The organism is Comamonas odontotermitis (assembly GCF_014207855.1).
In the GTDB taxonomy this organism is placed as follows: domain Bacteria; phylum Pseudomonadota; class Gammaproteobacteria; order Burkholderiales; family Burkholderiaceae_C; genus Comamonas; species Comamonas odontotermitis_A.
Map to the genome: position 1 here is coordinate 82366 of NZ_JACHKZ010000004.1, position 19042 is coordinate 101407.

At 63.4% G+C, this 19042-nt stretch carries 13 protein-coding genes; 5 read left to right on the top strand and 8 right to left on the bottom strand.

The window, feature by feature from the left end:
* Window positions 1-58 precede the first annotated feature (58 nt).
* Window positions 59-1156: a DNA/RNA non-specific endonuclease gene (locus tag HNP33_RS20840; RefSeq protein WP_221451992.1), complete on the top strand. Its 1098-nt coding sequence runs from the start codon at window positions 59-61 to the stop codon at window positions 1154-1156.
* Between the two features lie 33 nt (window positions 1157-1189).
* On the opposite strand, the gene HNP33_RS04850 is transcribed toward HNP33_RS20840, so the two are convergent.
* From HNP33_RS04850 to HNP33_RS04870, 5 genes are all read right to left on the bottom strand, one after another.
* On the bottom strand, window positions 1190-2683 hold the full coding sequence (locus tag HNP33_RS04850) for an efflux transporter outer membrane subunit (RefSeq protein ID WP_184705865.1): 1494 nt from the start codon (window positions 2681-2683) through the stop codon (window positions 1190-1192).
* A gap of 10 nt (window positions 2684-2693) precedes the next feature.
* On the bottom strand, window positions 2694-5885 hold the full coding sequence (locus HNP33_RS04855) for an efflux RND transporter permease subunit (protein ID WP_184705867.1): 3192 nt from the start codon (window positions 5883-5885) through the stop codon (window positions 2694-2696).
* A complete protein-coding gene (locus HNP33_RS04860; protein WP_184705869.1) occupies window positions 5882-9013 on the bottom strand; it encodes an efflux RND transporter permease subunit in 3132 nt (1043 codons plus the stop codon). The genes HNP33_RS04855 and HNP33_RS04860 overlap by 4 nt, the downstream gene beginning before the upstream one ends.
* Before the next feature lie 13 nt (window positions 9014-9026).
* A complete protein-coding gene (locus tag HNP33_RS04865; protein ID WP_184705871.1) occupies window positions 9027-10568 on the bottom strand; it encodes an MdtA/MuxA family multidrug efflux RND transporter periplasmic adaptor subunit in 1542 nt (513 codons plus the stop codon).
* Between the two features lie 180 nt (window positions 10569-10748).
* Window positions 10749-11723 (bottom strand): DMT family transporter, encoded by a 975-nt coding sequence (locus tag HNP33_RS04870; protein WP_184705873.1) that lies wholly within the window; start codon window positions 11721-11723, stop codon window positions 10749-10751.
* Between the two features lie 125 nt (window positions 11724-11848).
* Here HNP33_RS04870 and HNP33_RS04875 point away from each other — a divergent pair, with 125 nt between their 5' ends.
* The gene (locus HNP33_RS04875; RefSeq protein ID WP_184705875.1) at window positions 11849-12799 is read left to right on the top strand and encodes a LysR family transcriptional regulator; all 951 of its coding nucleotides are present in this window, start codon (window positions 11849-11851) and stop codon (window positions 12797-12799) included.
* 465 nt (window positions 12800-13264) lie between these two features.
* Here the strand turns inward: HNP33_RS04875 and HNP33_RS04880 are convergent, their stop codons facing one another.
* Complete coding sequence (locus HNP33_RS04880; RefSeq protein WP_184705877.1) at window positions 13265-13501, bottom strand: hypothetical protein; 237 nt, start codon at window positions 13499-13501, stop codon at window positions 13265-13267.
* 364 nt (window positions 13502-13865) lie between these two features.
* Here HNP33_RS04880 and HNP33_RS04885 point away from each other — a divergent pair, with 364 nt between their 5' ends.
* Window positions 13866-14198, top strand: coding sequence for a four-helix bundle copper-binding protein (locus HNP33_RS04885; protein WP_184705879.1), 333 nt, complete (start codon window positions 13866-13868; stop codon window positions 14196-14198).
* Between the two features lie 55 nt (window positions 14199-14253).
* On the opposite strand, the gene tenA is transcribed toward HNP33_RS04885, so the two are convergent.
* Both tenA and HNP33_RS04895 read right to left on the bottom strand, forming a co-directional pair.
* On the bottom strand, window positions 14254-14922 hold the full coding sequence (gene tenA, locus HNP33_RS04890; RefSeq protein ID WP_184705881.1) for a thiaminase II: 669 nt from the start codon (window positions 14920-14922) through the stop codon (window positions 14254-14256).
* Between the two features lie 92 nt (window positions 14923-15014).
* A complete protein-coding gene (locus HNP33_RS04895; RefSeq protein ID WP_184705884.1) occupies window positions 15015-15950 on the bottom strand; it encodes a LysR family transcriptional regulator in 936 nt (311 codons plus the stop codon).
* Window positions 15951-16233: 283 nt separating this feature from the next.
* Here HNP33_RS04895 and HNP33_RS04900 point away from each other — a divergent pair, with 283 nt between their 5' ends.
* Both HNP33_RS04900 and HNP33_RS04905 read left to right on the top strand, forming a co-directional pair.
* Complete coding sequence (locus tag HNP33_RS04900) at window positions 16234-17424, top strand: acyl-CoA dehydrogenase (protein WP_184705886.1); 1191 nt, start codon at window positions 16234-16236, stop codon at window positions 17422-17424.
* Between the two features lie 317 nt (window positions 17425-17741).
* Window positions 17742-18980 carry a CaiB/BaiF CoA transferase family protein gene (locus HNP33_RS04905; protein ID WP_184705888.1) on the top strand — a complete coding sequence of 413 codons (1239 nt, stop codon included), beginning with the start codon at window positions 17742-17744 and terminating at the stop codon, window positions 18978-18980.
* The last annotated feature ends 62 nt before the right edge of the window (window positions 18981-19042 follow it).

A 19042-nucleotide genomic window follows, 5' to 3' on the forward strand; every position in this document is an offset into this window, starting at 1 on the left:
TTTCTGTCTGCGACTCTCCTGCAAAGGGCGCATTGGGCGCCCTGGTGTCTGTTCATCCATGGCCTGCCCCCCGTCCCGCTCCCGCTCCGCATCCCGTGCTGGCAAACGCAGCAACACATCCCGCAAATCCTCTAACGGTCTGATCGCTCGGCTGCTGCGCCCGCTGGTCGGCAAGGCTGCCATTGCAGCTTATAGCGCAGCAGCAGCGGCAGGCTCTTTCGCGCTGGCCCCGCAACTGGAAGGCGCTCGCCACTGGGCCAGAGAAAAAACGCAGCATTGGCTGCAAGCCCAGCCTCTGGTGCGCGATGCCGCCCACTGGCAGGAAGACCAGCAGACCCGATGGGCCAACTGGCAGGATGACCTGCTGAGACTGGCCCGCCAAAGCCGCCAATCTGCGCGACCTTCATCCGGTAGCCATGGGACCGGCGGCGGGGCCAGCCAGCCGACTGCGCCCAAAGGCCAGGCCAGCAACAAACCCCCAGGCGTATCAGACAGCTTTGCGCAGTGCGCAGAACAGCTGCCCGCCAGCGCCCCGCTCGGGCTGGCCAATGTGGGCGCCAGCTGGATGCCGGTAGCGCTGTGCTCGGATGGTTTTGCAGTGCTGTATTCGGGGCTGTCCAAAACCCCCATCGTCACCATCGAACGGCTCAATCGCCATCGCCTGCAGCATGCTGCGGGCCAGGAGCGTACCGACCGTTTCTACGCCGATGCGCGCCTGCGCTCCGCATACAAGGCCGATCTGTCTGATTACCAGGGCAGCGGCTATGACCGCGGCCACATGGCAGCCGCCGCCAACCAGAGCACCCAAGTCGGCATGGCGCAGTCGTTTGCGCTGTCGAACATGGTGCCGCAAGACCCCACCAATAACCGCAAGATCTGGTCCAAGCTCGAAGCCGACGTGCGCAAGTACGCCCAGCGTGCCAGCGGCAATGTCTTTGTGTATACCGGCCCGCTGTTCGACAGCGGTGCCCACACCATTGGCCGCAACCAGGTTTGGGTGCCAAGCCACCTGTACAAGCTGGTGTATGACGAACAGCAGCAGCGCGCCTGGGCCTGGGTGCTGCCCAACGATGCAAACGCCACCCTGGGGCCGCCGATGAGTTATGCCAGCTTTGTAGAGCGCACAGGGCGGAACTTTCTGCCCCACCTGCGGTGAACAGACGCAGGCAGCAGCAGTATCCCCATTGTCCTAAGGCTTGGGCTGCAGCGCTGCTGCATCCGGGGCCTGCATCCATGGCGCATGCCAGCCACCACCCAATTCCTGGATCAGTTGCGCCGCGGCCAGCTGCTGGTTCAGCTGCAACTGGATCAGCGAGCGGCGCGCATTCAACGCCGTGGCCTGCGCGGTCACCACATCGGTGTACTGAACCTGCCCTTCCTTGTAGCGGTTGAGCATCTGCTGCTCCACCTTCTCAGCCGAATCCAGGCTCTGCTGCAGCAGCGGCTGCTGCGCGTTCAACGCCGCGATGTTGCTGAGCACATCTTCCACCGCCTGGAAAGCGCCCAGCACCGTCTGCCGGTAACTGGCCGTCTTGGCGGCATGCCCGGCCCTGGCCGAATCCACCTGCGCCGCAGTGGCCCCGGCGTTGAAGATGCTCTGGCTGATGGACGCGCCCAGCGACCACAGCAAGCCCGAAGCGCTAAACAAATCACCCAGATTGGAGCCCGTGCGGCCCAGCGACCCCGACAGGCTGAGGCTTGGGTAATAGGCCGACTGCGCAATGCCGATCTGCGCATTGGCCGCAGCCACGGCACGTTCGGCCGATGCAATATCGGGCCTGCGCTCCAGCAAGGTCGAAGGCACCACCCCCGGCACCTGCGGCACGGTCACCCGCCAAGGGGCCACAGGCAGATCAAACTGGGCGGGTGCCTGGCCGGTCAATACGGCAATCGCGTGTTCATAAGTCTGGCGTGACTGGCGCAGCGACTCGGCGCTGGCCTGGGTATTGGTCAGGGTGGTTTGCGCCTGCAGCACGGCCGTCCTGGCTTCGATACCGCTGTCATAGCGGTTCTGCGTGATCTGCAGACTGCGCTGGTAGCCCTCGATGGATTGCTGCAGGATCTGCAACTCCGCATCGGCCTCACGCAGCCGGAAGTAGTTCTGCACCAGACTGCCCACTGCCGACAGGCGGGCAGCGGCCAGATCTGCTTCGCTCGCCTGCGCACTGCTCTGCGCAGCGCTCACGGACTCCTTCAAACGCCCCCATACATCCGCATCCCAGGCTGCATTGATGCCCAGCGATGCACTGCCACTGCCGCTGGCCTGGCTGCCGCCCTGGCGTGTCTGCCCGAGCGAGCCGCTGACGGTTGGCAGCAGGCCTGCCTGCTGCACACGCACGGCAGCCTGGGCCTGTGCAACGGCAGCGGCGGCAGCAGCGATGTTCTGGTTGTTCACCTGCACCTGCGCGGCCAATTGGTTGAGTTGCGCGTCGCCAAACAAGGCCCACCATTCGCCGCGATCCATGGCGTCATTGGGCTGCGCGCTTTGCCATAGTGCGCCCGCCTCCTTGAAGCTGGCGGGCGCCGGTGTGCTCGGCACTTCATAGACAGGAGCCACCGAGCAGGCACTCAGCACGCCTGCACAGCACAGCGCAAGAGCCAGGGTGCGAAGCGCATTGGCGCCCAGCGCGTTGGCGCCCAGCGCGTTGGCGCGTGGAGATGGTTGTTCGAGTTGTGGTTTCATAAGTTTCTTCTTAACCCAGAGCAGGCCCTGCCTCATCCGGATGCGTGCGGCTCAGATAGCGCTCATCGGGTGCATGGCGGCGCAACTTGTCCATCAGCACGTACACGACCGGTGTAGTCACCAGGGTCAGTACCTGGCTGGCCAGCAGGCCGCCAATGATGGCGATGCCCAGCGGCTGGCGCAGCTCTGAGCCTTGGCCAAAGCCGATGGCCAGCGGCAGCGCGCCCAGCGCGGCAGCCAGGGTGGTCATCAGAATGGGGCGAAAGCGCAGAACGCAGGCTTCACGCACGGCATCTGTGGCGCTGATACCGCGTGCACGCTGCGCTTCGAGCGCAAAATCGATGATCAGGATCGCGTTCTTCTTGACAATACCGATCAGCAGAAATACCCCGATGAGTGCGATCACCGTGAACTGCATGTCAAACAGCATCAGCGCAATCACCGCGCCCACACCTGCCGACGGCAAGGTAGACAGCACCGTGACCGGATGCACCAGGCTTTCATACAGGATGCCCAGCACGATATAGATCACCACGAGCGCCGCGAGGATCAGGTACAGCTGCTGCGACTGTGTCTTCTGAAAGCTGAGCGCCGTGCCCTGAAAACTGCCGCGTACATTGATCGGCATGGCGATATCGGCTTCCGCCTGCCGGATCACGGCCTGCGCTTCGCTCAGCGCCACGCCTTCGTCCAGGTTGAACGAGATCGTTGTAGCCAGCTCGCCATCCTGGTGGTTGACCGAGGTGGGCGCAGGCCGCTCCACCACCTTGGCAAAGGCGGACAGCGGCACCATGGTGTCGGCCGCCGTGCTGATGACATTGCCGGTCGAGGCGCTCTTGAGCGCCGGGTTTGCCGCCGTGCCCACAGTACCCGCCAGGTTGGACGGCACATAGATGTCCTGCAGCGCAGGAGGGCCACGCGTGTACTCGGGCGCCCACTCCATGATGACCGAATACTGGTTCAGATCGCTGTAGATGGTGGCGACCGCGCGCTGGCCAAATGCGTTGTAGAGCGCATTGTTGATGGCCTTGGAGTTGACGCCCAGGCGTGCCGCGGCCTGTTTGTCGACATCTACATACACTTCAACGCCGTTTTCCGCCTGGTCGGTATCCACGTCCTGCAGCAACGTCTCCTGCTTGAGGCGATCGGCAAGGCGCGTAGCCCATTTCTTCAGGTCTGCCGTGTTGTCGCTCTTGAGCGTGTACTGGTAGGTGGAATTGGACGAGCGCCCGCCCATGCGCAGATCCTGCACAGGATTGAGGAACACACGCAGGCCAGTGATCTGCGACAGCTGCGGCCGCAGGCGCGCCACCACCTGCAAGCTTGTCACATCGCGCTCCTTCACGGGCTTGAGGTTGATGAACATGAAGCCACCACCCGCACGGCTGCCACCCGAAAAGCCCACCACCGTATCAACGGCGGGATCCCGTTGAATGATGGACAACGCATCCTTGAGCTTGTCGGCCATGGCCGTGGACGAGATGCTCTGGTCCGCACGCAGGCCGCCCGCCAGCTGGCCGTTGTCCTGCTGTGGGAAGAAACCCTTTTGCACATGCACGAAGAGATAGCCATTCATCCCGATCACCACCACCAGAATGGCCATGACCAGCGCCTTGCTGTGCAGCGCCCAGTCCAGGCAACGTTCGTAGATGCGCAGCATCCAGGAGTAACCGGCCTCCAGGGCACGCGCCATGCGGCCCTGGGGTTCGGAGCTGACGGCATCTTCATCGCGCAGGAACCACGCGCACATCATCGGCGTGGTGGTGAGCGAGATCACCAGCGAAATCATCACCGCCACCGACAAGGTAACGGCAAACTCCTTGAACAGGCGACCGATCTGCCCATCCATGAACAGCAGCGGAATGAACACCGCCACCAGCGACATGCTGATCGACAGCACGGTAAAGCCCACCTCACGGGCTCCCAGCAAGGCAGCGGCCATCTTGTCCATGCCCTGCTCGATGTGACGGCTGGTGTTTTCCAGCACCACAATCGCGTCGTCCACCACAAAGCCGGTTGCCACGGTCAGCGCCATCAGGCTCAGATTGTTCAGGCTGAAGCCCAGCAGGTACATGATGGCGAAGGTGCCCAGCAGCGACACCACAGTTGCCACCGCCGGGATAACCGTCGCGCGCGCCTTGCGGATGAAAGCCCCCACCACCAGCACCACCAGCGCCACGGACACCATCAGCGTCGTTTCGATCTCGCGCAGCGACGAGCGGATGGAATTGGTGCTGTCGCTGGCCACCTGGATGGTCACATCCTTGGGCAGCTGCGCCTGCAGCTCGGGCAAGAGCTTGCGCACGTTGTCAACGGTATCGATGATGTTCGCCCCCGGCTGGCGCGTGATCAGCACCAGGATGGCGGGCTGGCCGTTGAACAGGCCCATGGTGTGCACGTTGGCCGGGCCGTCGATCACGCGCGCCACATCGCCCAGCTTGACGGCACCGTTGTCGCGCCAGCCTACCACCAGGCCCTGGTACCAGGACGCCTTGCGCTCTGGCGCGGGGGTATAGATCTGCAGGCGGTTGCCTTCATTCTCGATCGCGCCCTTGGGACGGTTGGCGTTGGCCGCCTGGATGGCGGCGCGCACGTCCTCGGTGGCAATGCCGTATTTGCTCAGGGCCTGCGGCAGCAGTTCCACACGTACCGAGGGCAGCGAACCGCCGCCAATTTCCACATCACCGACACCATCGACCTGCGAGATGCGCTGGCTCACCACGTTCGAGACCTCGTCGTACAGCTCGCCAGGTGTGCGTGTGGGCGATGTCATCGCCAGGATGATGACCGGCGCATCGGATGGATTGATCTTGCGGTACGTGGGGTTGCTGCGCAGATCGGATGGCAGATCGGTGCGCGCCGCATTGATGGCGGCCTGCACCTCGCGCGCGGCGCCATCGATATTGCGATTGAGGTCAAACTGCAGGGTGACGCGCGAGGAGCCGGTCGAGCTGTTCGATGTCATCTCGTTGACGCCGGCAATCACGCCCAGATGGCGCTCCAGCGGCGTGGCCACGCTCGATGCCATGTTCTCGGGGCTGGCGCCTGACAGGCTGGCCGATACCGAAATCACCGGGTAGTCCACCTGCGGCAGCGGCGCCACCGGCAGCACAAAGAATGCGGCCATTCCCGCCAGCGCAATGCCAATGGTCAGCAAGACCGTGGCAACGGGGCGTTTGACAAACGGCAAGGATAGATTCATGCCGCCACTCCACCACCTGCACCGCCATCATTCACGCCGCCGCCAGGCGCGGGGGTCTGGGGCTTGCGGCGAAAGCGTGCTCCGAGGCGGTCAAAGGCCAGGTAGATCACCGGCGTGGTGAACAGCGTGAGCAGTTGGCTGAGCATCAAGCCACCAAAGATCGCCAGGCCCAGCGGGCGGCGCAGCTCGGCGCCGTCGCCCCAGCCGAACATCAGCGGCAGCGCAGCAAACAACGCGGCCAGCGTGGTCATCAGGATGGGACGGAAGCGCAGCAGCGCCGCCTGGTGAATCGCATCCTGCGGCGCCATACCCTGGCTGCGTTCGGCGTCGATGGCAAAGTCGATCATCATGATCGCGTTCTTCTTGACAATGCCGATCAGCAAAATGATGCCGATAATGCCGATCACACCCAGGTCATTGCCGCTCAGCATCAGCGCCAGCAAGGCGCCTACACCTGCGGACGGAAGGGTGGAGAGGATGGTCATCGGGTGCACATAGCTCTCGTACAGCACACCCAGCACGATGTACACGCATACCAGCGCAGCCAGAATGAGCAGCAGCTGGCTGGTGAGCGATTTCTGGTAAGCGCCGGCCGCGCCCAGAAACTCCATGGTCAGCGACCGGGGCATGCCGATGTCCTGCGCCGCCTGCTTGATCGCATCAACCGCATGGCCCAGCGACACGCCGGGCGCAGTGTCAAAGCCCAGCGTGGCTGCGGGGTATTGGGCCACGCGGGTGACCTGCAGCGGCGCCATCTGCTCTTCGATCCGTGCAATGGCCGACAGTGGCGTGGCCCCTGTGCTGTTGGCGTTGATGGCCAGATTGCCCAGGGTCTGCACGCTGTTCAACTGGCCCTGCTGCGCTTCCAGAATCACGCGGTACTGGTTGGTCTCGGTGAAGATGGTGGAGACGATGCGCTGGCCGAAGGCGCTGTAGAGCGTGTCGTCAATGCTGCTGGCGCTGATACCCAGGCGCGATGCGGTGTCCCGGTCCACATTCACATAGGCCGACAGCCCCTGGCGACCGGCATCACTGGTGGCATTGCGCACCTCGGGCAACTCCTGCAGGCGCGCGGCCAGCTTTTGCGTCCACTGGTTCACCTCGTCGGTGTTCACGCCGCCAATCGACAGGCGGTACTCGGTAGGCCCGCTCTGCGAATCGATGGTCAGATCCTGCGCAGGTTGCAGAAAGATCGACACGCCCGCCACCTGGTTCACGCGGTCGCGCAGACGCTGCATCACCACGTCCTGCGCATCGTGCGGACGCTTGAGGTTGATCGACAGGCTGCCGGTATTCAGCATGGTGTTGTTGGCGGCATCCACACCAACGACCGAGCTGACCGATTCCACATCCGGATCGTGCAGGATGGCGCTCACAGCCTGCTGCTGCAGCGCGCTCATGCGGGAAAAAGACACCTCCTGCGCGGCCACGATCTGGGCCTTGAGCTGGCCCGTGTCCTGCGTCGGGAACAGGCCCTTGGGAATCATCAGGTACAGCAACCCGGTCAGCGCCAGGGTGGCCACGGCCACCACCAAGGTCAGACCCTGGTGGCGAAACACCCACTGCAGTCCGCGGTCGTAGTGGTGGATCACCTTGTCAAAGCCGCGCTGCACGGCCCCCACCCAGCCATGGCTGTGCGCCCCTGTGTCTTCGTGCTTGAGCCAGCGCGCCGACATCATGGGCACCAGGGTGAGCGACACCACGGCAGAGATCAGGATGGTGATCGCCAGGGTGACGGCAAACTCGCGGAACAGCCGGCCCACGATATCGCCCATGAATAGAAGCGGTATCAGCACCGCGATGAGCGACACGGTGAGCGAGATGATGGTAAAGCCTATCTGCGACGCCCCTTTGAGCGCTGCTGCCATCGGCGTCTCGCCCTCCTCGATGTAGCGGGCAATGTTCTCGATCATCACGATCGCATCGTCCACCACAAAACCGGTCGCAATCGTCAGTGCCATCAGGCTGAGGTTGTTGAGGCTGTAGCCCAGCAGGTACATCAGGCCACAACTGCCGATGAGCGAGATCGGCACCGCCAGGCTGGCGATCACCGTGGCGCGCAGGCTGTGCAAGAAGAAGAAGATCACCAGCACCACCATGATGACGGCCAGCACCAGTTCCATCTGCACATGTTCCACCGACGCGCGGATGCCGGTGGTGCGGTCGGTCAGCACCTTCACCTCCACCGAAGCGGGCAGGGAGGCCGTCAGCTCAGGCAGGCGCGCTTTGATGGCATCGACCGTGGCAATCACGTTGGCGCCGGGCTGGCGCTGCACGTTCACGACGATGGCTGGTGTCTCATCCACCCAGGCCGCCAGACGGTCGTTCTCGGCACTGGCCACCACCTGGGCCACATCCTTCATATAGACCGGCGCGCCATTCTTCCAGCTGACGACCAGGTTCATGTAGTCATCGGCGGTCAGCAACTGGTCATTGCTGTTGATCGAGTAGGCGCGCTTGGGCCCGTCAAAGCTGCCCTTGGCGGTGTTGGAATTGGCATTGCTGATGGCAGTGCGTAGCGTGCTCAAGGTGATACCGTTGGCCGCCAGCGCCTGCGTATTGGCCTGGATGCGCATGGCCGGTTTCTGCCCGCCTTCGAGCGTGACCAGGCCCACGCCCGAGACTTGGCTGATCTTTTGCGCCAGTCGCGTATTGACGATGTTCTGCATCTCCGTCAGCGGCAGCTCCTTGGAGGTGACAGATAGGCTCAGCACCGGCGTATCGGCCGGGTTGACCTTGGCGTAGACGGGCGGTGCGGGCAGATCGGCAGGCAGCAGCGCACTGCTGGCATTGATGGCGGCCTGCACCTCCTGCTCGGCCACATCCAGCGACAGGCCCAGCTGGAACTGCAGGGTGACCATGGAGACGCCTGCCGCGCTGGTGGACGACATGCGGTCCAGCCCCGACATCTGGCCGAGCTGCCGCTCCAGTGGCGCAGTCACCGTGCGGCTCATCACCTCAGGGCTGGCACCGGGGTACAAGGTCTGCACCTGGATCGTGGGGTAATCGACCTCGGGCAGCGCCGACAAGGGCAGCAGCTTGAAGCCGACCAGGCCCGACAGCACAATGGCCACCATCAGCAAGGCCGTGGCCACCGGCCTTTGAATGAATGGACGGGAAGGACTCATCGATCAGCCCGCCTTATTGCGCCTTGGCGGGCGTTGCCGGTGTCGCAGAAGAGGCGGGGGCCGTGGGCACTGCGTCAGGTACCGCTACAGCAGGCGCTGCCGGGGTGGGTTGCGCTGCATTGGGCTCTACCGCAGCAGGGTTGCCCATGGCTGCGCCTCCATGGCTGCCATTGGCTGCAGCGCCGTTGGCGGGCGCGCCAGGAGCCGCTGGCGCATCGCCCGGGCGGCCCGCGCCACCGCGCCTTCCACCGCCGCCATTGCCACCCTCGCCCCGGTTGCCTCTGCGACCGCTGCTGGCACCAGGCGCCTGCGTGGGCGTGTCTCCCTGCAAGGCAACACTGGCTCCGTCCTTGAGGCGATCGGCACCTTCGGTCACCACCAACTCGCCTTCTTTCAGGCCGCTGCTGATTGCCACCCATTCGACCGTGCTCATGCCGCGGATCACGGTGCGCTGGTTCACCGTGCGGTCCTGGTTGATGACATAGACGAAATCACCATTGCCGCCCGTGCGGATGGCAGTGACCGGCACCACCAGGGTGCTGATGTCCTTGAGCGTGAGTCTGGTGTTGACGAACTGGTTGGGAAACAGCGCACCGTCGGCATTGTCAAACCGCGCCTTGGCCTTGACGGTACCCGTTGCGGTATCCACCAGATTGTCCAAGGTGAGGAATGCACCGGTTGCCAGCGGCTTGCTGCCCGCACGATCCAGCGCCACCACCGGGAGGCGAGCGTCCTGCTTTTGGGCGTCGAGAACTGAAGGAATATGGTCTTGCGGCACGGTAAAGCTCACATCGATCGGCGCCACCTTGGTGATGACGGCAATGCCTGTAGTGCCGCCCGCACTCACGTAGTTGCCGGGGTCGATGCTGCGCAGGCCGATGCGGCCATCAATCGGCGAGGTGATGCTGGTATAGCCCAGGTTCAGTTGCGCGGACTGCACCGCCGCCTGATCGGCAATCACCGTGCCTTCCAGCTGCTTGGCAGTGGCTGCCTGCGTGTCCACGTCCTGGCGGGCGATGGAGTCCTGACTCCACAGCGTCTGGTAGCGCTTCAAGGTCACGCGCGCGGCGTCCAGTTGGGCCTGGTCGCGCGCCAGTTGGCCCTTGGCCTGCATCAGCGCTTGCTCAAAGGGCCGGGGGTCGATCTGCGCCAGCTTCTGGCCCTTTTTCACCGTCTGGCCTTCGGTAAACAGCACATCGCGCAGCACGCCGGAGACCTGGGTGGTGAGGGTGACCGTGTTGGTGGGCACCACCGTGCCCATCGCAGTCAGGGTCACCGGCAGATTCTGGCGCTTGACGGTGGCGCTGCCGACTGTGACGGTCATGGACCGCATCGCACCCGGGCCGCCAAAGCCGGGGCCGCCCGGCCCGCCGCTGCCGGCTTTTTTGCTTTGCACCAAATACCAGGCACCGCCCGCCAGCGCCGCCACCAGCAGCACGGCAATTGTGGAGCCCACCCAGCGCCTGCGCGGCTTGGGGGCCGGACTGGTCAGCGGTGCAGCAGCAGGCTGTGGAGAGTTGGCAGGATGGGCGGAATTGTTGGAATTGTGGTCCATGGCATGCGATCGATCAGTGGTGTTACATGAACAGGCCCCTCCCCCTCAGGAGGACGCCTCATGTAAAGAAGAATGATCGCATCCTAGTGCAGCCGTGTTGCCTTTGCTTTATCCCGACTGCGAAGAAAAGTAAATGCCGCATTGCAGCAAACGCATGTCCCCCGTCTGAGCGCTGGCGCCTCAGCGCTGCACGGCCCGCAATTCCTGCCAGCGATAACCCACCACCGCCACCACGATCAGGCCCATGCCGAGCCACTGCGCAGGTGCAGGGTGCGCTCCGAACCACCACAGATCGACCAGCAGCGCCACGGCAGGGTAGACAAAGCTCAGCATGGCGATGGCCGCAGCCCCCAGGCGCTGGAAGGCGCCGTACATCAGCCCATACATCAGCGATGTGTGCACCAGCCCCACCACCAGCACGCAAGCCACGGTCTGCCTGATCGGAATTCCAGCTGGCTGCTGCCAGCCCTGCAGCGCCATGGCGGCCAGCACGGGAGCCTGCCACAGCGCCAGCAGCACACCACCGGCCAGCATCTGCACCATGGCAATCTGCGCAGGCGCGGTGTTTTGCACACGCCGGGTGGTAATCACCGTTACCGTGTAGAGCGCTGCCGCCAGCAATGCCAGCAGCACACCCCAAACCGGCAGGCCGGCCGCTGCGTGTTCGCCCGCCAGAGCCGCATCGGTGCCCAGACCGCTGGTGAGCACCACACCGGCCAGGGCCAGCAGCATCCACGGCCATTGGCGCCAGCGCAGCGCCTCACCCCCCAGCGCTGCCGCCAGCACCAACAAGAACGGCTGTACGTGGTAGACCACCGTGGCAACTGCAATGCCTACATAGGCGTAGGCATGGAACAGCGCCACCCAGTTGCCCACCAACGCCGCACCGCCTGCTGCCATCATCCACAGGCCCATGCTGCTGGGCGCCGTCCACGCCTTGCGCCACCACAGCCATGCACCCAGGCCCAAGGCACCCAGCAGGCAGCGCAGCAATACCACCAGCTCCACCTGCAGGCCGCTTTCGATCACCACCAGACCAATGGTGCCCGAGAGCAGCATGGCAGCCACCATGCGCCAATTGCCTCCGGCGGTCTTCGCCTGGGCTGCTGAGGATTGCACCGCCACTGCGGGAGAGACCGTACTTGAATGCGCCATGACCAACTCCTTGTCGATTCCTTGTCAGTTGCCGTGCATGGTCTCTCATCAACAAAAAATCAACAATCCACTTTTATTTCAATTTATTATTGAATTCAAATCAACATCTTCAACGTACCAAAGCCATGACTACCGACACGCTTCCGCTGGCCGATATGCAGGTATTCACCCAAGTGGTGGCTCACCAGAGTTTTGCCGGGGCGGCCCGCCAGTTGCGGCTCACCACCGGAGCGGTAAGCCGCAGCGTGGGTCGGCTGGAATCGCAGTTGGGCGTCAAGCTGCTGCATCGCACCACGCGCTCGCTGTCGCTCACCGAGGTAGGAGCCGCCGTGCATGCCGACTGCCTGCAGATGTTGCAGAGCGCCGAGCTGGCCGTATCGCGCGCAGCAGCGCACCGCGAGCAGCCCCAGGGCGTGCTGCGCATCAATGCGCCACTGGTGTTTGGCGACTGGTGGCTGGCGCCGTTGCTGCCGGGCTTTTGCGCACGCTGGCCCGATGTGCAGGTACAGGTGTCCATGACCGATGCCATGGCCGACCTGACCGCCGAGCGGCTGGATCTGGCCATCCGCATTGCTGCAGCCGATGCCCTGCCGCCAGGCATGGTGGCGCGGCCACTGGCGCGCATGGCCTATGTGCTGGCGGCGCACCCCGATTACCTGCGCATGCATGCGCCCATCGCCACGCCGCAGGACTTGCTGGCCCACCGCTGCATGAGCCTGGGCTATGGCCTGTTTCAGAACACAGTGGAGATGGTTCCTGCCCAAGCGCCAGCCTCACCTGCCACCAAGCTGCGACTCAATACCCCCATCACCATCGCCAGCAGCCACGGCATGCTGCGCGCGCTGCAGCAAGGGCCAGTGGCAGGCATTGCATTGATGGCCGATTTTGTGGCGCGCAGCCATCTGGCCGATGGCAGCCTGGTGCAGGTGCTGCCTGACTGGCAACTCACCGGCGGCTATGCACCGCGCATGGTCTATGCCGTCTATGCGCCAGGCCCGCACATCCCGCCCAAGCTGCGCGCCATGCTGGATTATCTGCAGGAGCAATGTGCTCCTCTCGTCGAAAACGCGGGGTAAGCCGGCCTGCGTGCCCCGTTGTCCCCATCTGGCGGGCACAATGCTGTGGAAAGCAGTGGAAACGCTTGTAGATAAGCACTGCAAGTAGCTGATAAAACAACAAAAACACCCACCCGCTCAAATTTTGGGCAGCGCGCGTTTTATCCACACCAAAACAGGTCTTTTGCGCGAAATCTGCCTGTTTTTGTAGCAAACCTCGCACACCGGACGAGCGCCACAGCCCATTTACGCCCACGGTAGACAGGCTATTCACAAACCAGCCGCTTGTCCCCACCCGCCGGGCACAATGCTGTGGAAAGCACTGTGCACAGCTGTAGATAAGAGACTCATCACATTGATTTGTAAGGATTTACAGGCAGGTGATGAAAAAAAGGGCAACCAACACGGTTGCCCTTTTCAGCGGGTGAGAGGATTCCTCCTGTATCAGCCGGCGCACATTGCACATGCAGTGCGCCCGCACAGGCGCTATTCCACACGGCGAATCTGCTGCAGGCCCAATGCCGTGATCGCCAGATCACCATCGCGGCGATCCACCATGCCCCACTCGAACAGCCGTTTGGAGACATGGTCGTGCAAGGCGGTCGCTATCGAGATCACTTCGCCCAGCTCCAGTTTCTTGAGCAAGGCCAGCTCGTCGACGGTGGGCTCAAAAACGGGAGCGTGGTAGACGGTATCGGGCTTGACGGGATTGAGAGACAACATGGCAACTCCTTTTCTGGTTGCGATGCGTATTTCGTAGGCCTCGGATTCAGGTGACTTCGGGGTCTGCGCCATTGCGCATCTGGTGAGATAACGCCGCTAGCGTAGGCCTGCGCCCTGGCCTTTTTTGTAGGCCAACACCGCCAACCGTGTCATCCACAAGCCGACATTGCACTGCTTTACCAAAGTGCGACAGAGTGTTTACACGCCCCCCCATTCATTGCTTTTAATTTTCTGGCAGGTGCCGGATACCGCCAGCCCTCGGAGCCTCCATCATCCCCAACTGAGCCCCATCACCTACACACACCTGCTGCAGTGCGGAGTACAACGGAAAGCAAGCCATCCGTCCGTCCACCAGGAGATACCCATGACCCCTACCCTCAGCTACCAAGCCTGTATTGACGCCTGCAACGCCTGCGCCACCGCCTGCAATACCTGTCTGGCCGGTTGCCTGCGAGAGGAAGACATGCAGATGATGGCGCGCTGCATTGCGCTGGACATCGATTGCGCCGCCATCTGCCAGCTGACCGCCTCTGCCATGGCCCGCAACAGCGAAATGGCCAGGCACCTGGCCCGCGTATGCGGCGAGGTATGCCTGGCCTGCGCCAATGAATGCGTTCAGCACCACCACGACCATTGCCAGCGCTGCGCAGACGCGTGCAGACAGTGCGCCGCTGCCTGCGAGGCGGTGAACCGCTGAGCGAGTCCTTGGGGACCGCCTGCAGTGAGCGCCCGATGCGCCTAAAGGTACGCCTTCAGGGACGCGTCGGCCAGCCACCCAACTGGTAGGCGCTGTCCCAGAACATCCATTCCAGCTCCGCCGAATAGCGGTAGGCCTCGGCCATGCGCTGGCGTGTTGCGCTGTCGGCTGCGTCCGCCACGCGGTCAATCGTGGCAATCACGCCGCGCACGATGGCGTGGAATTCCTCGCCCGCATAGGTATCGACCCAGGCCTGGTACGGATTGCCCGGCATGGAGCGCGCATGGATATCGCGCCCCACCTCGGCGTAGATCCAGAAGCACGGCAGCAACCCTGCCAATGCCACAGGGTAGCTTTCGGACCAGCTGTTGGCCACCAGAAAGCTCGCGTAGTGGTGGCAGGCCGGGGTGAGCGGCGTGGCGGCAAACTCTTCGGCGGTGATGCCAAAGTCGCGCATGAAGCCGCTGTGCAGCTTGCGCTCTTCCACCACCGCCTCATTGGCAGCATTGGCGAATTGCACCACACCTTCTGCGTTGTCTGCCTTGGCAGCCGCCACGGCCAGCGCCCGGCCATAGGCCACCAGGTAGTGCGCATCCTGGATCATGTAGTGGCGAAAGCGCTCGCGGCTCAGGGTACCGGCGGCCAGTTCGCGGTTGAATGGCAGATCGAGCGTGCGCTGGTACAGGGCATGGTTGGCTTGCCAAAGCGTTTGGCAGAAAGACATGGCAACTCCTGAAAGGTCTCTGTCGGGTTTCTTGGAAATGACCCGCGATTGTCGGCGATTGGCGCCTTGCTTTGTGCCAACCGGCCTGGCACTCAGTTCCCGGCCCTGCCCACCAGCCAGCGCGCAAACGCCTCCAGCGCCGCCTGCGTCGGCTCTCCATCGGTGGCCAGGGGCGTGATCAGGTAATAGGCCCGGCTGCCCTTGAGGGGCAGGTTGCAGGCCACCACCAGCTCGCCACGTGCGAGTTCGTCCTCGATCAGCATCGGCGGAATCAAGGCGACCCCCATGCCTTGCGCTGCCGCCACGGCCAGCATGGAAAACAGCTCATAGCGCGGGCCATCGAGCGCATGCGGTGCGTCCACACCCACCTCGTCAAACCAGCTGCGCCAGCCATCCGGGCGCGTGCTTTGCTGCAGGAGCGGCAGCCGGGCCAACACCTGGGGCGCAACCGGCTGGTAGGCACGGCCCCGGCCACGGTCAATGGCAGGCTCCAGCAGACGCGGGCTGCAGACGGGAACGATGACCTCGTCCATCAGCCAGGTGGCCTGCGTGCCCGGCCATTGCCTCGCCTGCTCGGGCGTGCCTGCGTAGATGGCTGCATCCACCTGCCGCTCGGCAAATACAAAGGGACGGGTCTGCACATCGATATGCACCACTACGCCGGGGTGCAACTGCTGGAACTGCGGCAGCCGCGGCAGCAGCCAGCGCGTGGCAAAGGTGGGCACGGCGGCAATGCTGATGGCCCCCCCTGCGCCCTGGTGGGCCATGATGTCCAGCGTGCCGCGCTCGATGCCCTGCAACCATTGCGCCACCTGCTGGCTGTACTGGTGGCCTGCGGGCGTGAGCACCATGCCGTGGCGCGAGCGCTTGAACAGCTGCACACCCAGCTGCTCTTCGAGCGCAATGATCTGGCGCGAGACGGCGCTCTGCGTCAGAGCCAACTCCTGCGCGGCGCGGGTATAGCTTTCGTGCCGGGCGGCTGCCTCAAAGCAGGCCAATGCCTGGGTCGATGGAATCATTCGGCGCATAACTTAGCCTTTTCACCTCATCTTGCAGAGCCATTTTTTCTTTTCATTTGAATCATCCTCCTTTTATCAGCGTAAACCATCTCTACGAATTTGATAGCAAGTCCCGTGTTCAGCCATATTTTATAAATGATCTTTTGGCATATCTGGATGATAAACAATCGTTTGCGTCAAAGCACTCCCCCACCTACGATGGCGGCTGCTCAGGAGCGGGCGGGCATGCACTGCCGCGCACCCTCCCTCTACCCATTCAATACACATCCATACGGATTCAAGGAGCACAGACATGGCCAATTTCACCTGGGACGATCCCTTTCACCTGGACGAGCAGCTGACTGAAGACGAGCGCATGATCCGCGACGCGGCGCGCGCCTACTGCCGCGACAAGCTGGCCCCCCGCGTGCAAGAGATGTTCCGCAAGGAATCGGTGGACACCAGCATCTTCCGCGAGATGGGCGAGCTGGGCCTGCTGGGCCCCACGATCCCTACGCAGTACGGTGGAGCAGGCCTCAACTACGTGAGCTACGGCCTGGTGGCGCGCGAGATCGAGTACATCGATTCGGGCTACCGCTCGATGGCCTCCGTGCAATCGTCGCTGGTGATGGTGCCCATCAACGAGTTCGGTACTGAAGAGCAGAAGCAGAAGTACCTGCCCAAGCTGGCAACGGGCGAGTTCATCGGCTGCTTTGGCCTGACCGAGCCCGACCACGGCTCCGACCCCGGCAGCATGGCCACCCGCGCCTACAAGGTCGACGGCGGCTACAAGCTCAAGGGCAGCAAGATGTGGATCACCAACAGCCCCATCGCCGATGTATTCGTGGTGTGGGCCAAGGAAGTCTCCGAAGGCGGCGCCGTCGGCCAGATCCGCGGCTTCATCCTGGAAAAGGGCTGGAAGGGCCTGACCGCCCCTGCCATCCACGGCAAGGTGGGTCTGCGCGCATCGATCACCGGCGAGATCGTGATGGACGACGTCTTCGTGCCCGAAGAAAACGCTTTCCCCGAAGTGCGTGGTCTCAAGGGCCCGTTCACCTGCCTCAACAGCGCCCGCTTTGGCATTGCCTGGGGCGCGCTGGGCGCTGCCGAGTTCTGCTGGCATACCGCCCGCCAGTACACCATGGACCGCAAGCAGTTCGGCCGCCCACTGGCTGCCAACCAGTTGATCCAGAAGAAGCTGGCCGACATGCAGACCGAAATCAGCCTGGGCCTGCAAGCCGCGCTGCGCGTAGGCCGCATGAAGGATGAGCACCAGAACGTGATCGAGGTGACCTCGCTCATCAAGCGGAACAACTGCGGCAAGTCGCTGGACATTGCCCGCATGGCGCGCGACATGATGGGCGGCAACGGCATCAGCGACGAGTTCGGCGTGGCCCGCCATCTGGTGAACCTTGAAGTGGTGAACACCTATGAAGGCACGCACGACGTGCACGCACTCATCCTGGGCCGCGCCCAAACGGGTATCGCCGCGTTCGCCAACTGAGCGCACACCCACAGCTGCCCTGCGCCGCCTGTCGCTCAACCTGATTGCTATATTTTAAATAGCAATCAGCGTTTATCGATCAAGCACCCGCAGGTAAATCGACTCAAATCCATGACACACCCACCGCACAGCAGGCCATGCCGTGGGTGGGTTGTCTGCCTTCTGCGCCTTGCGCTTTGCGATCCTTTAACCAGCCCCTTGCGGGATGCGAATGGTGTGGCCGCGAAGCTGGCCGTACCATCGGCAGGATTTGCCAAAAAATTCGGGCGATAGCGCGCATCTGACAAGCGCCCTCAGCTATCCAATCTGGAGACACCATGACCCAACCCATTGCGCCGCTGGACGGCATCAAAGTTCTCGATCTCTCGCGCGTGCTGGCAGGCCCCTGGTGCGCCCAGATGCTGGGCGACCTGGGCGCCGATGTGATCAAAGTAGAGCGACCCATTGCAGGCGACGACACGCGCCACTGGGGCCCTCCATACCTGCATACCGATGACGGCGAAAAAACCGACCAGGCCAGCTACTACACCTGCTGCAACCGCAACAAGCGCAGCATCACCATCGACATGGCCACGCCAGAAGGCCAGGCGCTGATCGTGGAGCTGGCGCGGGATGCCGACATTCTGGTGGAGAACTTCAAGGTGGGCGGCCTCAAGGCCTACGGGCTCGACTACCAAAGCCTCAAGAGGATCAACCCGCGCCTCATCTACTGCTCCGTCACCGGTTTTGGCCAGACCGGCCCCTACGCGCCACGCGCGGGCTACGACCTGATGGTGCAGGCCATGAGCGGCATGATGAGCATCACCGGCCACCCCGATGGTGAGCCCGGCGGCGGCCCGCTGAAGGTGGGCGTGGCGGTGACCGATGTGTTCACCGGCATCTTCTCGTGCAGCTCCATCCTGGCGGCGCTGCATGCACGCCACCGCACGGGCGAAGGCCAGCACATCGACATGGCACTGCTTGACGTGGGCATGTCCGTGCTTGCCAACCAGGCCGTGGGTTACCTCAATGCCAACGTCATCCCCGAGCGTGCGGGCAACATCCACCCCAGCGTGGGACCGTACCAGGATTTCCCCAGCAAGGACGGCAATGTGCTGCTGGCCATCGGCAACGACGGCCAGTTCGCCCGCTTCTGCGCCGCCACCGGCAACCCGGGCTGGGCGCAGGATGCGCGCTTTACCAAGAATTCAGACCGCATCATCAACCGCAAGGCCCTGGCAGAGCTGCTCTACCCGCTGATGAAGACCCGCACCACCGCCGAGTGGATCAAGCTGCTGGAAGACAAGGCCGTGCCCTGCGGCCCGATCAACAACATTGCCGAGGCCTTTGATGACGAGCAGGTCAAGGCGCGCGGCCTGCATGTGCAGACGCCTCGCAACGCGGGTGATGGCATTGGCACCATCAGCACCGTGGCAAGCCCCATGCGCCTGACTGCTACACCCCCCGTGGTGCGCCGCCCGCCACCCGCCATGGGCCAGCACACCGACGAGATCCTGGCCGAGATGGGCCGCAGCCAAGCTGAGATTGCCCAGCTGCGCGAGAGCGGCGTGGTGTAGGCATCCCTCTCCCCTAAAACCTAAAACCTAAAATCAAGAGCCGCAATCGCGGCTCTTCTTCG